Genomic DNA, 13,430 nt, shown 5'->3' on the forward strand with positions numbered 1-13,430 from the left:
TATTCTCTAGTACAGACGCGATTAATCGCGTCTCCCTGCCTACGCAAATAATTTCAAAAATCAAATCGGATTGCTATACCTCTATTTGATACTCGCAATATTAATGCTACTGAGTGATTTCGGCTGACGCTTGAGCATGAAAACTACACCTGAAACCCCAAGCATTAATAAACCTAATAGGGAGGAAGGTTCAGGTACAATGGCAGTCTGATCAATGCGGACGTTATCAATGTCAATGAATAAAACTCCCTCGTCTTCAGATCCAGATGCTACAAGTCGAAGTTTATCAAAGGTAACATCTGATATAGAAAGCTGCCGATAAAGTATCCCTGTATCATCAGTTTTGAAATTTACTGAATTACTACCAACAAGTGTTCCATCCAAATATGCTTCCAGGGTCAGAATATTCTCAGTCGCAGGAAACTGCAAGTTGAAGATGTCTAAACTCGCAACCGATGCTAATTCTCCTGTGCTTATAGCAAGAGAACCAAATCGTCCAAAACTGGCACCCGGGCCAGGAGCATAGCCACCAAACCCGAGAACGTTTGGTGGAGAGAAAGGTGATCTGAGCGATTCGTCAGCTCTTTCTATAATAAAGGTAGGAGTTGAACCCGATATACGTTGATCCAAATCCGAGAATGTAATCCCTCCATCCGTAAGTACTGGTGTATCAAAACCTTCTGTAAAGCTATCGAACGTCGCAAGAGCGGCTGTTGCAGGTGAACCCACGCCACCAGCACAATACATAAATCCAATTACAGACAATCCTTTGCAGAGATGATGTTTCAGGGTACTTGATAGCTTTTTCATAATTGTTACAAAAACTCCTATATGTAGTATATCGTATTATTACTGTTAACTGGAGTCTAAAAGTATTACGTAAGCAAAGCCAAAAAATAACAGATGCCCACACAGGCGATCGCTGAGCGTCAAAAGGGCATAGCACAAATCAAAAACATTTATGCCGCAAATATGCAACGCCAAAAAAAAGGTAGGATACTCCAATTTTTCTGGATAGACTCTAAGATCAGAAAAATAGCAACTGAGAGTTAAAACATTGCCAATATCATCTTCCTATCTATTGGTATTCCACGGAAGTCGTGACCCGCGCCCAGAAATTGCTATGCAGCAACTAGCAAAGCTGGTATGTAACAAATTGCCAGAAAACCACAACGCATTAAATAGCGCCCATCAGGTTGGTATAGCTGCTTTGGAAATGAGTCCTCAGCCTTTACACGAGCAGATTCAAGAATTTGCCAAGAGCGCTTTTGGCGATGTTTGCGGCGGGCTACGCCAAAGCAAATTATCTCAAAACGAAAATCGCCTCAAAATTGTACCGCTATTTCTGCTGCCGGGAGTGCATGTAATGACAGATATTCCCGCCGAAGTAGCACTAGCACAACAGGCTATTGGTCAGGATATCATGATTGAGTTGCAACCATACTTAGGCTCTCACCCAAATTTAGAGAAATTGCTGGCAAAGCAAATAGCTGCTATAAAAGCAGAAGCATGGATTCTCTTAGCTCATGGTAGCCGTCGCCCAGGTTCTAAAGAAACTGTGGAAGCAATGGCGGCGGGTTTACCAGCAGTGGCTGCTTATTGGTCTGTACCTCCTAGTTTAGAATCACGGGTGAAAGAGTTGGTAGCTGCTGGTTATAAAGAAATTGCAATTCTGCCATACTTTTTATTCGCTGGTGGAATAACCGATGCGATCGCAGCCTCAATAGAGGAGCTAAAATTACAATTTTCTGCGGTGAATTTCCAAATGGTGGAGCCACTGGGAGCAAGTGCAGAATTAGCCGAGATAATTTGGGATTTAACAGATAGATGAACCGCAAACAAGAACAGGAGAACAAGTATTTGGGAAAGGTTTATTTAGTAGGTGCGGGGCCAGGAGATCCAGGACTAATTACCCTGAAGGCAAAAGGTTTATTGGAATGTGCAGATGTAGTTATCTATGATGCCTTAGTGAGTCCGCCAATTCTGGCAATGATTAATCCCCAAGCCGAGCAAATTAACGCTGGGAAGCGGAGGGGGAAACATTCGCTGTTCCAAGAAGAAACAACTCAATTGCTGATTGAGAAAGCGCAGGATCATGCAATTGTGGTGCGGTTAAAGGGTGGCGATCCTTTTATTTTTGGTCGCGGTGGCGAAGAGATGGAAGAATTAGTCAACGCGGGAATACCAACGGAAGTTGTGCCCGGTATCACATCGGGGATTGCAGCCGCAGCTTATGCAGGTATTCCATTGACTCATCGGCTATATAGTTCTTCAGTTACATTCGTTACTGGTCATGAGGCGGCGGGTAAGTATAAACCGAAAGTTGATTGGGATGCGATCGCTCATGGTTCTGAAACCATTGTAATTTATATGGGAATTCACAATCTGCCTTATATTGTGGAACAGTTAAGTGTCGCTGGGTTGAATTTAGAAACGCCTATTGCTTTAGTGCGCTGGGGTACGCGCCCAGAACAAGAAGAATTGATTGGTACTTTAGAAACAATTGTAGAGCAGGTAGAGCAAACTGGATTTGGTGCGCCTGCGATCGCAGTCATTGGACAAGTAGTAAATATGCACAATATATTGGGGACTTCCAAGAAATAAATTATCCAAATAAACGAACCACTCCAGACACAGAGAAGCCAGTGCGCCCTTGCGGGTTCCCCGACTTGAAGCAACTGGCGCGACACAGAGGAATAAAGAGGAGAGAGTTTTTTGAGTATTTTTTTATTTGGAAGTCCCTTGTCTAGTTGTCGTCCAGTTTGATGGTTGGCACAAATGTGAAATCTACTGTCTTTAAGTTTCTCGAATCCAAAAAGCCAATCCTCCGCTACGGCCACGAGCTGCAATGAAATCTTCTGTCACTAAAAAGAACCCAAAGAAGGGCAGTTGAGCTATGGGCTGGTTGTAGAAATCTTCTGCTTTAACTTTACCAGAACCCATTGGTCTGTTGTAAACGATACGACCAAACAAACTGATAAGCATCTGGTTAAAGTCAAACGCCAATAAATTTTTCTTACCTAAATATTGCACTGGCCCCGTAAGGTTCAACAAAATGGAGCCAAATTCAACCTGATTACTAATTTCGCCTCTGTCTGAATCCTGTCCCAAAGTGGCATTAAAGGAAACATGGATTGTTATAAACTTGGGTACATACAAACCCTTACCTAATACAATTGTACCGCGCTCTCTGACTTTCTTAGTGCCAGTGGCAAAGCAAAGTTGCCATTTGCCCAGAAGAGACTCAAACGGATAAGTTAACCGTTCCTGCTTGGCAGATTTTTCTGCTTCTAACAAGGCATTTACTAATATTTCAGCACTAAGGGGTGTGCCTCTGTGTCCTTGATATGCAGCCGCAGCCTGTGATAGCACGGTTACAAAGTCAAATGTCGTTTTAGATGTCAAATCAGCTGTCATAATGGCACTCTGGATTTAGCTATATTCTTTGCTTTTTGGATGATTGTACCGTTATAGGGAACAGGGAAGAGGTAATTTCATAGTTAGTTGTGAAATTTTTTTGGGATTGTAGTGTCTTGCATGAGGCTTGCATGAGGTAGATTGATTCTCTGTCCGCTATGCATATCAAGCTTTAAAAGTAGGAGTACGGTAGCCCAAGCTGCCGCTTTCCCTGCTTCCCCGGCTTCTTGTTTATGACCAAATTCTGTGACAATGGTTAACAATAAGCAATAAGCCGGAATACTGAATCTAAGGTACTCATGAGCCAGAGTTCTCAAAACAGCCCTTTGCCACGCAAAACCGTTCAATCATATTTCCATTGGTTATACGCTTTCTGGAAATTTTCTCGCCCTCACACGATTATTGGTACAAGTCTGAGTGTGTTGGGTTTGTATTTTATTGCCATTGCAATTAGTAATCATACTGATTCCTTATTCCCTACTCCCCATTCCCTACTCCCTGTCTTAGGTGCATGGATTGCTTGTCTGTGTGGCAATGTCTACATTGTGGGGCTGAATCAATTAGAAGATGTTGATATTGACAAGATTAATAAGCCTCATTTACCGTTGGCATCAGGTGAGTTTTCCCAACAGACGGGGCAATTAATTGTTGCTTTTACTGGGATTTTGGCGCTAGTTGTGGCGTGGCTAACTGGGCCATTTTTATTGGGCATGGTAGCGATTAGTTTGGCCATTGGTACTGCTTATTCTTTACCGCCAATTCGCTTGAAACAGTTCCCATTTTGGGCAGCGCTATGCATTTTTTCGGTGCGCGGCACGATTGTTAATCTAGGGTTGTATTTGCACTATAGTTGGGTACTGAAACAAAGCCAAGTAATTCCGCCTGTGGTGTGGGTACTGACGTTATTTATCTTGGTGTTTACCTTTGCGATCGCTATATTTAAAGATATACCAGATATAGAAGGCGATCGCCTCTATAATATCTCTACTTTCACTATCAAACTCGGTTCGCAAGCTGTGTTTAATCTAGCTCTTTGGGTGATAACTGTCTGCTATTTGGGGATAATTCTAGTTGGTGTGCTACATGTGGCTTCAGTTAACCCCATATTTCTGGTAATTACTCATTTAGCGTTGCTAGTTTGGATGTGGTTGCGGAGTTTAGCAGTAGACTTACAAGATAAAAGTGCGATCGCTCAATTCTACCAATTTATCTGGAAACTATTTTTTATCGAATATCTGATTTTCCCTATCGCCTGCCTTTTGGCTTAGACAATGCTAGAAACCTTCCCTACTAGTTCTATTATTGCTGCTGTTGTAGTTGTTCTTAGTCTATCAATTCTGGGCTATTTCGCTTGGAAAACTTTGATTACCTCAGACTTGTTTCAAAAAGGAATCAATCTTTCTCAAGCAAAAGATTACCAAGGTGCAGAAGCAGCGTTTCGTAAAGTGATTTCCCTCAACTCTACTAATGATGTGGTGCGCTTGTTTTTGGGAGATGTTTTAAACCAACAAGGCCAAGTAGAAGAAGCAACAGAATTATTCCGGGAAGTGATTCGCCGCAGTCCCAAAAATCCTGATGCTTACTTGCGTCTGGCAAATATTCTCATGCAGCAAGAGCGAGAAGAGGAAGCCAAAACTAACCTGCTACAAGCTAAAGATTTATTGCAAAAACAACGCCAACCTGAAAAAGCTAAAAAAATAACTCAACTGTTAGATAAAATGAATAATAAGTTAAGTCAATCTTAAGTTAAATCAGAATTGCGGAGATTAAATTTTCCTGTTCCGTCTCCTAATTTTTTACCATTCCCCTCATAATGGGGAGAATGGTTTTTGTTTTACAATTTACCAACTTACTAGTTTATGCCGCAACTGTATCCGCAATTTTCGCAATTTTGACCGAAGACAAAAAGGATACAGAGCAAGTAAATTCATCTATGGAAAATATAAAAACAATTGTGCCGCGATGCTTCAGCTTTAACCCCAAAAAGTCCAAGTTTTCAGAGCAACTAAATTTATTTATGGGGATTGTAATGCAAGAATTTTGAATACTTCGACGCCGCCCTTACTTCGACGCCGCCCTTCGGCTACGCTCAGGACAAGCTCAGTACAAGTCGGCTACGCGGTAATCGAGCGAAGTCGAGATTCAGGACAAGCTCAGTACAAGTTTTGAATTTTGAATTCCCCGAAGGGGTTGACCTTTCCTTCATAGTCCTTAAAATTGCAATTTGATGCGCTATAAGCTCCATAGCCACAATGAATTGATTTACCGACATCCCGCCCAGAACTGAAGTTCAGCGGCTCATAGCGAAAGTCCACTAAGCGTGGACTGAATTAATCATTTAGTCCACGCTTAGTGGACTTCAGCTATGAGACTCGGAATTCATTCCGAGGCGGGATAAAAAATTAGTGCGAGGTTTATTAAGAAAGATATGGCTGCGGCAAGACTTGTGTGGTATAGTGTAGCACCGCAAACAGGGAGGGTCTGGGGTGTTTTTATGATGGCAATTACTCGCACTCAATATTACATGTAAACCAAGCAGGTAAAGTAATAAAAATGCTGAAAAACAAAAATCTACTGGTAGCAGCTATTATCTGCTTGTGTTTGAGTAATGGGGATAGTGCCTTTGGTAAAAATGTTGGCGTTGTTTTATCAAAAATTCATGATGCACAGTCCGCAGTTGCTAAGAACAAAAACGCAGTCGCTAACTTTGAGCAAGGAACCAATCTTTACAAACAAGGAGATTTCAAAGGCGCAGAGGCGGCTTTTCGGAAAGCAATTGAACTAGAACCGAACTTTGCACAAGCTTATATTGCTTTAGCAAATACTCTCGACGATCAAGGTAAACCACAAGAAGCGATCGCATATTACAAAAAAGCCATTAACCTCGATCCGAAAAACTCTGGAGCATACTTTAATTTGGGTTTGACTTTAGCAAGACTCAATCAGTTAGAAGCTGCGATCGCACAATATAAAAAAGCTATCAGCCTTGAAACCAACTATGCAGACGCTCACTATAACTTAGGAAATGCTCTCTACGCTCAAGGCAAGCTAACAGAAGCAATCACCGCATATACAGCAGCTATTCGCCTCAAACCCAATTATGCCCCAACTTACACCCGTCTGGGAAATGTTTTTTACGATCAAGGTGAGCTAGCAGAAGCAGTTACTCAGTACAAAAAATCCATTAGCTTTGATCCCAACTATGCAGACGCTCACTATTACTTAGGGAACGCCTTGTATGCTCAAGGAAAGCCAGCCGAAGCAATCGCCGAATATACAGCAGCTATTCGCCTCGCTCCAAAAAATCCCGCAGGTTATAATGCCTTGGGAAATACTCTGTACGCTCAAGGCAAACTAGAAGAAGCGATCGCACATTACCAAAAAGCCATCAGCTTCGCTCCTAACTATGCAGACGCTCACTATAATTTAGCAAGCGCTTTTTACGCTCAAGGCAAGCTAGCAGAAGCAATCGCCGACTATACCGAAGCGATTCGCCTCGATCCCAAACATGCACAAGCTTACACGGGTTTGGGAAATGCGATGGACGATCAAGGTAAACCACAAGAAGCGATCGCACATTACAAAAAAGCCATTAGCCTTGTACCCAACGATGCATTCACTTACTATAATTTGGGGATTACTTTGGGAAGAGAACAACAGCTAGAAGAAGCGATCGTTAATCTCAAAAAAGCCAGAGAGTTATTCCAAGCTGAGGAAAACAAGGAGATGGTTGAGCAAGTTAATCAGCTAATCCAAAAAATTAATACCCGAACGAATTGAATAAAGGGAATTGGGAATTGGGCATTGGGCATGGGGCATGGGGCATGGCAGCAGAGGAGTGGAGTTCTGATCTGCGTCCGCGAGTATCAAAGACTCGTCCGCGAGTATCAAAGACTCGTCCGCGAGTATCAAAGACTCGTCCGCGAGTATCAAAGACTCGTCCGCGAGTATCAAAGACTCGTCCGCGAGTATCAAAGACTCGTCCGCGAGTATCAAAGACTGATTAACGGAGTTCTAAGCCTCATTAATGAGTATCAAAGACTGATTAACGGAGTTCTGAACCTCATTAATGAGTATCAAAGAGTCATAAAACTATGTTGACACCAAGTTGTATTCTAAAACATATCTCCTCTGCCCCTCTACCTCTTCCCCATGCCCAATGACAATTGACAAATGACCATGACTCAACAAAAGGGTAAAGTCTACCTCGTAGGTGCTGGGCCTGGAGATGTGGCATACCTGACGGTAAAAGCTTACAATCTCTTAGCTGCTGCTCAGGTTTTAGTCTACGATGCCCTGGTAGATGCTCAATTATTGCAGTGCGTACCACCTGATTGCTTGAAGTTGGATGTCGGCAAACGCGGTGGTAAACCCAGTACAAGCCAAGCTGAGATTAACAAGTTACTGGTAAAGCATTGCCAGCAAGGGAAACAAGTTGTACGGCTAAAATCAGGCGATCCGTTGATTTTTGGGCGTTGTACTTCCGAAATTGAAGCGCTCAAAGCATCTGGTTGTGATTTTGAACTAGTACCAGGAATTTCCTCAGCCCTTGCAGCACCTTTGTTAGCAGGAATTCCCCTCACAGATCCGGTGTTGAGTCGCACTTTTGCAGTGCTTACAGCTCATGAACCAGAAGTTTTAGACTGGGAGGCACTCTCACGGCTAGAGACACTGGTAATTTTGATGGGAGGGCAACATCTGCCAGAAATTGTACATCAACTGGTGCGACACGGGCGATCGCACTTAACACCCATTGCGATCATTCGTTGGGCAGGAACTCCTCGTCAACAAATTTGGACAGCGCAACTGGGCAATATTGTAGAACAAACCACCGAATTATCCCTTTCTCCAGCAGTAATTGTTATTGGGGAAGTTGTTGGGCTACGGAAGTACTTACAACCTGAGAATATATATTTAGACCAAATTATCAAGCAGGAGTCTGGAGAAAAGCATTCTCAGGTTCCGGCTGTGAACGAGAGTATTTTTATACCCCAACCTATGTTAAGTAACTTCCCCTTATCTCCTCTTCCTCTCAGTGGCAAAACAATCTTGGTGACACGTTCAGTTGGACAATCGAGCCAATTTAGCGATCGCCTCATCGCATTAGGTGCAACAGTCATCGAAATGCCTACCTTAGAAATCGGCCCGCCCTCCAGTTGGGAAGCTTTGGATAATGCGATCGCTCATTTATCTGACTTCGACTGGTTAATTCTCACTTCTACCAATGCCATAGACTACTTTTTTGAAAGGCTAAACGCCCAAGGTAAAGATAGCCGTGCCTTAGCAGGCGTCAAAATTGCCGTCGTTGGTGAGAAAACAGCACATTGTCTCAAACAACACTCTCTCCAGCCAGATTTTATTCCCCCCAACTTTGTTGCCGATTCTTTAGTAGAAAATTTTCCAGAGGTTCTGGATGGTAAAAAGGTTTTATTTCCTAGAGTTGAAAGCGGCGGCAGAGAAATTTTGGTTAAGGAATTAACTCTCAAGGGAGCGAAGGTGATAGAAGTTGCCGCATATCAATCTTGTTGTCCTAGTGGTATTCCACCAGAGGCACAGTTAGCTCTCCAAAACCACAAAATAGATGTGATTACTTTTGCCAGTTCTAAAACTGTGCAATTTTTCTGTCAACTTACTGACAAGATATTTTCCAACAACTCTGATCCTAGTCAATTGTTAGAGGGCGTTTGTATTGCCTCTATCGGGCCGCAAACCTCCAAAACCTGTCATTTTTTATTTAGGCGTGTGGATGTAGAAGCCCAAGAATATACTTTAGATGGTTTAACCCAAGCATTGATAACATGGGCGACAAATTCTTAGATGAGGGAGCAGAGGAAGCAGGGGGCAGGGGGCAGGGAGCAGGGGGCAGGGAGCAGGGAGCAGGGGGAGAGTAACTCTTGACTAATGACTAATGACTAATGACTAATGACTAATGACTAATGACTACTGACTAATGACTAAACGTATAATCGGCTTAACCGGAGGTATTGCCACAGGCAAAACCACTGTCACTAATTATTTGGCTAGCGCTTATAAGCTGCCGATTCTGGATGCAGATATTTATGCTAGAGAGGCAGTATCTTTAGGTTCGCCTATTCTTGATGCGATCGCTCAACGTTACGGCGAACAAATTTTACTACCAGATGGCAGCCTCAACCGCCAAAAGCTAGGGGAAATTATCTTTAATCGTCAAGATGAACGCAACTGGATAGACAATTTGATTCATCCTGATGTGCGCGATCGCTTCAAGAAAGCGATCGCCCTATCTTCCTCACAAACACTCGTGTTAGTAGTGCCTCTATTATTTGAAGCTGGGATGACTGATTTAGTTACAGAAATCTGGGTAGTGCGTTGTTCTCAAGAACAACAGCTACAAAGATTGATACAACGAAACCATTTCAATAGAGAACAGGCACGAGCCAGGATCAACAGCCAATTATCTATCGAAGAAAAAGTGACTCATGCAGATGTCGTTTTAGATAACTCCTCCACCCTAGAAGTATTACTAGAGCAGGTAGATGTAGCCCTAAAAACCATTAGTAAGGACTAGATGCTATTTATCTTAAAAAAGATACATAGATGACATTCTCAAGACATAAAAGCTTTATAAATTTTAGGATTATCTAGTTAAGTAAAAGAATGTCATATCTGACCTATTCTTGTCCAATAATTCGGTGGTTTTACAGTTGAAGCTGCAATTGATGGTACTGTAAATTTAAATAGTTGTTGGGCAAAAGATATCATGGAGTAAAATCAAACATTAATTCAAACATTAATTCAAACATTAATAATTAAAAATTAAGATTTAAGAAAAAATAATTGAAAATCATTGATCTTATTTTAAAATTATTATTAATTATCTTCTCAACGAACTGCTTAATTAGACATTGGGTGATAAATTGCCTTTACTAGCTGTCAATGTGGTTGATTACTAACTAGATTGTCCACCTGTTCAATTCTGGATTGGTGATTGAAAGGAATTGAGATTCACTTAGAGTCCAGAATTCTTCGTTATAGATTTCTTCTTGGGGAGAACTCACTTATGTCTTTGATCAGAACAGGTATGAACTTAAGTTTTAGTTTTTTAAGTAAGTTACCCCTAGTTAGCTTTCCAGTAAACGAATTAAAACAAAAGCATAAAGTACACGATTATAGCCAACTAGTTTATGGAAGCGACTACGTATTTGAGCGCCTCAATGAAGGAACGATCGGGTATATGACTGGAATCGGGAAAGGCATTAAACCCTGCGATCGCATTATTTTACAAGAAGGTTGTGAATCTTATCAATATCAAGTTGAGGAAGTTGATTATTACTCAGATCCGTCCGATATGTGGATAGCTTTACTCAAGCAAGTGCCGATTGACTAAATATTAAAGTCAACATAATTCATAATTCATAATTTATAATTCATAATTTAAATTTTGTTCAACCCCAATCGGTTTAATATTCCTTAAAATAAATCAACAGAAAAAGTACTACGCCCCAGGCAATAACTTTTACCCAATAAAGTGGGCCACTTCTCTTAATTAGATAAAGTCGAATTAAGCTGTCGAAGAAACTCAATATTCAAATCTAGCTTTTCTCCTAACCACAAAGAATGAACCGCGTGGTCAGCCACAGCATCGCCTGTCTCAGGGTGGACGAGAATATCTAATCCGTGACGATTAAGCATTAACCAGGGAACGACTTTATCAAACTGATTCGGTAAGAAAGCAACTTGATACATTCCTTTTGGATGCGGCCCGATGGGCTTGTCAAACCAGCGTCCGAGTTGCACATCAAACCTAGCGCCCAATCCTTCACGTACACGCGCAGCTACGTCCCTACTGGCAGGATCGAAGTAAACATGAGCGTGAAAACCAGTGATCTCGATAGTATCTTCTTTCATAGATCCACTTTTCGCTCTCAACTCTAATTTTAGGTAGGGGACTTTTTCTTTTTCACTGAAAAAGCGTTGGGCTTTGCCCCGCCGTAGGCATCGCTCAATTTTAGCCCAATACCGTGCAGTTAAGGATCGGTTGTGAAGATTGACTCTAGGACTTACGCACTGAAAACCTGAAACCTCGATCCCCCTTAACCCTGTTTTGTCACTTTGGGAGAATGCAATAGCCCAAAGGGTTACGGGGCTTTAGTTTCGAGTTTTGGTCTATAAATTTTAGTTGATATTAGAAAATAAAGCATCAAATCTTGATGAAATCAAAGTCCCAGAGTTTGACTTCGATTATTGTTTTCCGAGAGTGACAAAACAGGGTTAAAAAGGGGGGGATCTGAAAAGCCCCCTTTTTAAGGGGGTTGGGGGATCTCTTCTGTGTAAGTCCTAGACTCTATAGAAGTCATCAGTCAGGTAAATAGGTAGGCGAGAATAAACCAAATTCAGAATTTGGTTCGCTAAGATTTATGTAATGTTAGTAGTTAGTTAACCTTGAAAGTGTTTGTAGTTTTTTTGACAAGTTCATCTGTTAGAGGAGTAAGTGAAAGATGCACAACATGCACTGAACAAGCAGCATGGTGAAGAACGTAGTTACTTACACTACCGAGAAATATTTCCATTAGCCCAGAACGACCCCGACGCCCCATGACAATTAGGTCAGCGCCATAACTGCGGGCTAAATCACAAATGATGCGACCAGGATTACCAATATTTTGTGTAAATTCCGTAGTTACACCTGCTGTGTTAGCTTGGGCACAGAAAGATTGCAACATCTGGATGCCTTGATTTTTAAAGGTATCCCACTGCGTTTGGTATAATTCAAAGCTTTGACTGCTCAATCCCGGATAGTAGTCCAAATTAGACAGCATAGGGCCGTAAGGACTGCCTTCTTCTTCGGGAGATAGGACATGCAGTAGCATTAAGCTAGCTTGTGTTAACTTTGCTAAACCCAACGCTTCATCAAAAACCTGTTGCCCTATTTCTGAGCGATCTAATGCAACTAGAATCTTTTTAAACATCATAATAGACCTCCGATTTCATTGGTAATTGGTCTTTACGGTTTCGGGTTTCCAAATGCTGGATTGTCAAAAACGACTAATCCCTCAACTATGTTTAGCGACTTGTGAATTTTAAATTTCTTAAAGGTTTTCGCCCCTTATCTATGTTTATAGCAAAACAATTTGAGGAACTTGTGAAGAAAACATTTATCTTTAATTACGAGTAAACATCATGTTTTATAAAATACATTTTTGGCTCAGTATTTGGTGTTTTTTCAAAGGCGAGTACCTTGATATACTCAAAGTGTGGTATCATTTTGAGCTACAGGACGTTCAACAGCTAATTTTTTACGGTTAGTTTTGATTTGTTCAATTTTGTGAAGAGTTTCAGCAGTTAAATAAGTTTCGCCGCAATGAGTACAGGTTATCACTGGAATATTTTCTATTACTAGCAGGTCTTTACCCTTACCATAGGTTCTAGTAATTTGGCGGATTTTGACACCTTTATTTCCACAAATATTACACAGCATTTGCCGCTTTCCTGCTATTAGTGTGTGTATACATTAATGCTAACAAGTTTTACAGTGCTTCAAGGAAAAATTCTGTAGATGTCTTTGCGGTGAGCAACTCGTTGGCAGATTAATGTTTTTGTTGCTTGATCAAGAGTAATGCCAATCCGATAATCACCAACTCGAATTTTATATTTATCACTATAGCCTTTCAGTTTTTCAAGATATCCTAATTCAAAGGGATTCTCTGATTCAAGTTCTTGAAAGACAATAGGTTCTATGCGGCTTTAAATCTCAATTGGTAAAGCAGCAAGTTCTTTCAAGAACCTTTTAGTATATTCAACTTGCCACATTTTCTTCTTTTAGTGATTGATAATATTTTAGTGCTTCATCTTTTGATAAGCTGTTACGCATTTAAGTTGTATATTTACTCGTGAGGGTTGTCATTAGCGCTCTTTTATGTCTCTGGTGAGAGAAAAATGCTCTGATTTGCTGAGATTTTTGAAATTCCTTGAAGACTGTGAACAATACAGGCGCTGCTATGTCGGAAATATTGAGAAGTAATCAAATATATCCG

The 13,430-nt window shown here is 41.3% G+C and carries 14 protein-coding genes; 9 read left to right on the forward strand and 5 right to left on the reverse strand.

What is annotated here, in order from left to right:
• Positions 1 to 81: 81 nt before the first annotated feature.
• Positions 82 to 810 carry a PEP-CTERM sorting domain-containing protein gene (locus LC653_RS08495; protein ID WP_229494069.1) on the reverse strand — a complete coding sequence of 243 codons (729 nt, stop codon included), beginning with the start codon at positions 808 to 810 and terminating at the stop codon, positions 82 to 84.
• Between the two features lie 253 nt (positions 811 to 1,063).
• Here LC653_RS08495 and LC653_RS08500 point away from each other — a divergent pair, with 253 nt between their 5' ends.
• Positions 1,064 to 1,831 carry a sirohydrochlorin chelatase gene (locus tag LC653_RS08500; protein WP_229494085.1) on the forward strand — a complete coding sequence of 256 codons (768 nt, stop codon included), beginning with the start codon at positions 1,064 to 1,066 and terminating at the stop codon, positions 1,829 to 1,831.
• Complete coding sequence (cobA, locus tag LC653_RS08505; RefSeq protein ID WP_229494070.1) at positions 1,828 to 2,604, forward strand: uroporphyrinogen-III C-methyltransferase; 777 nt, start codon at positions 1,828 to 1,830, stop codon at positions 2,602 to 2,604. Before LC653_RS08500 ends, cobA (LC653_RS08505) begins: the two co-directional genes overlap by 4 nt.
• Before the next feature lie 192 nt (positions 2,605 to 2,796).
• Here cobA (LC653_RS08505) and LC653_RS08510 read toward each other — a convergent pair whose 3' ends face one another.
• Complete coding sequence (locus tag LC653_RS08510) at positions 2,797 to 3,417, reverse strand: hypothetical protein (RefSeq protein WP_229494071.1); 621 nt, start codon at positions 3,415 to 3,417, stop codon at positions 2,797 to 2,799.
• A 299-nt stretch (positions 3,418 to 3,716) separates the two neighbouring features.
• Here LC653_RS08510 and LC653_RS08515 point away from each other — a divergent pair, with 299 nt between their 5' ends.
• The 7 genes from LC653_RS08515 to LC653_RS08545 all read left to right on the forward strand — a co-directional run bounded on the left by LC653_RS08515 (position 3,717) and on the right by LC653_RS08545 (position 10,783).
• Positions 3,717 to 4,685 carry a homogentisate phytyltransferase gene (locus LC653_RS08515; RefSeq protein ID WP_229494072.1) on the forward strand — a complete coding sequence of 323 codons (969 nt, stop codon included), beginning with the start codon at positions 3,717 to 3,719 and terminating at the stop codon, positions 4,683 to 4,685.
• 3 nt (positions 4,686 to 4,688) lie between these two features.
• Positions 4,689 to 5,162, forward strand: coding sequence for a tetratricopeptide repeat protein (locus tag LC653_RS08520; RefSeq protein ID WP_229494073.1), 474 nt, complete (start codon positions 4,689 to 4,691; stop codon positions 5,160 to 5,162).
• An 808-nt stretch (positions 5,163 to 5,970) separates the two neighbouring features.
• On the forward strand, positions 5,971 to 7,197 hold the full coding sequence (locus LC653_RS08525) for a tetratricopeptide repeat protein (protein ID WP_229494074.1): 1,227 nt from the start codon (positions 5,971 to 5,973) through the stop codon (positions 7,195 to 7,197).
• Between the two features lie 30 nt (positions 7,198 to 7,227).
• Positions 7,228 to 7,518 carry an OmpH/Skp family outer membrane protein gene (locus LC653_RS08530; RefSeq protein ID WP_229494075.1) on the forward strand — a complete coding sequence of 97 codons (291 nt, stop codon included), beginning with the start codon at positions 7,228 to 7,230 and terminating at the stop codon, positions 7,516 to 7,518.
• 78 nt (positions 7,519 to 7,596) lie between these two features.
• Positions 7,597 to 9,234 carry a uroporphyrinogen-III C-methyltransferase gene (gene cobA / locus LC653_RS08535; protein ID WP_229494076.1) on the forward strand — a complete coding sequence of 546 codons (1,638 nt, stop codon included), beginning with the start codon at positions 7,597 to 7,599 and terminating at the stop codon, positions 9,232 to 9,234.
• Positions 9,235 to 9,367: 133 nt separating this feature from the next.
• Positions 9,368 to 9,964: a dephospho-CoA kinase gene (gene coaE / locus LC653_RS08540; RefSeq protein WP_229494077.1), complete on the forward strand. Its 597-nt coding sequence runs from the start codon at positions 9,368 to 9,370 to the stop codon at positions 9,962 to 9,964.
• Between the two features lie 492 nt (positions 9,965 to 10,456).
• Positions 10,457 to 10,783 carry a hypothetical protein gene (locus LC653_RS08545; protein WP_229494078.1) on the forward strand — a complete coding sequence of 109 codons (327 nt, stop codon included), beginning with the start codon at positions 10,457 to 10,459 and terminating at the stop codon, positions 10,781 to 10,783.
• Between the two features lie 155 nt (positions 10,784 to 10,938).
• On the opposite strand, the gene LC653_RS08550 is transcribed toward LC653_RS08545, so the two are convergent.
• The 3 genes from LC653_RS08550 to LC653_RS08560 form a co-directional block, all read right to left on the reverse strand.
• Positions 10,939 to 11,304 carry a DOPA 4,5-dioxygenase family protein gene (locus tag LC653_RS08550; protein WP_229485512.1) on the reverse strand — a complete coding sequence of 122 codons (366 nt, stop codon included), beginning with the start codon at positions 11,302 to 11,304 and terminating at the stop codon, positions 10,939 to 10,941.
• A gap of 524 nt (positions 11,305 to 11,828) precedes the next feature.
• Positions 11,829 to 12,365: a universal stress protein gene (locus LC653_RS08555; protein ID WP_229494086.1), complete on the reverse strand. Its 537-nt coding sequence runs from the start codon at positions 12,363 to 12,365 to the stop codon at positions 11,829 to 11,831.
• Between the two features lie 278 nt (positions 12,366 to 12,643).
• A complete protein-coding gene (locus tag LC653_RS08560) occupies positions 12,644 to 12,874 on the reverse strand; it encodes a type II toxin-antitoxin system MqsA family antitoxin (RefSeq protein WP_229494079.1) in 231 nt (76 codons plus the stop codon).
• Positions 12,875 to 13,430: the final 556 nt, after the last annotated feature.

Origin of the sequence: Nostoc mirabile CHAB5784, assembly GCF_020829645.1 — a bacterium.
GTDB classification, from domain to species: domain Bacteria; phylum Cyanobacteriota; class Cyanobacteriia; order Cyanobacteriales; family Nostocaceae; genus Nostoc; species Nostoc mirabile.

Excerpts from the sequence above, each read along its gene's own strand:
- LC653_RS08495 (WP_229494069.1), bottom strand. The coding sequence starts at position 810 with ATGAAAAAGCTATCAAGTACCCTGAAACATCATCTCTGCAAAGGATTG.
- cobA (WP_229494070.1), top strand. The coding sequence starts at position 1,828 with ATGAACCGCAAACAAGAACAGGAGAACAAGTATTTGGGAAAGGTTTAT.
- LC653_RS08510 (WP_229494071.1), bottom strand. The coding sequence starts at position 3,417 with ATGACAGCTGATTTGACATCTAAAACGACATTTGACTTTGTAACCGTG.
- LC653_RS08515 (WP_229494072.1), top strand. The coding sequence starts at position 3,717 with ATGAGCCAGAGTTCTCAAAACAGCCCTTTGCCACGCAAAACCGTTCAA.
- LC653_RS08520 (WP_229494073.1), top strand. The coding sequence starts at position 4,689 with ATGCTAGAAACCTTCCCTACTAGTTCTATTATTGCTGCTGTTGTAGTT.
- LC653_RS08525 (WP_229494074.1), top strand. The coding sequence starts at position 5,971 with ATGCTGAAAAACAAAAATCTACTGGTAGCAGCTATTATCTGCTTGTGT.
- LC653_RS08530 (WP_229494075.1), top strand. The coding sequence starts at position 7,228 with ATGGGGCATGGGGCATGGCAGCAGAGGAGTGGAGTTCTGATCTGCGTC.
- cobA (WP_229494076.1), top strand. The coding sequence starts at position 7,597 with ATGACTCAACAAAAGGGTAAAGTCTACCTCGTAGGTGCTGGGCCTGGA.
- coaE (WP_229494077.1), top strand. The coding sequence starts at position 9,368 with ATGACTAAACGTATAATCGGCTTAACCGGAGGTATTGCCACAGGCAAA.
- LC653_RS08545 (WP_229494078.1), top strand. The coding sequence starts at position 10,457 with ATGTCTTTGATCAGAACAGGTATGAACTTAAGTTTTAGTTTTTTAAGT.
- LC653_RS08550 (WP_229485512.1), bottom strand. The coding sequence starts at position 11,304 with ATGAAAGAAGATACTATCGAGATCACTGGTTTTCACGCTCATGTTTAC.
- LC653_RS08555 (WP_229494086.1), bottom strand. The coding sequence starts at position 12,365 with ATGTTTAAAAAGATTCTAGTTGCATTAGATCGCTCAGAAATAGGGCAA.
- LC653_RS08560 (WP_229494079.1), bottom strand. The coding sequence starts at position 12,874 with ATGCTGTGTAATATTTGTGGAAATAAAGGTGTCAAAATCCGCCAAATT.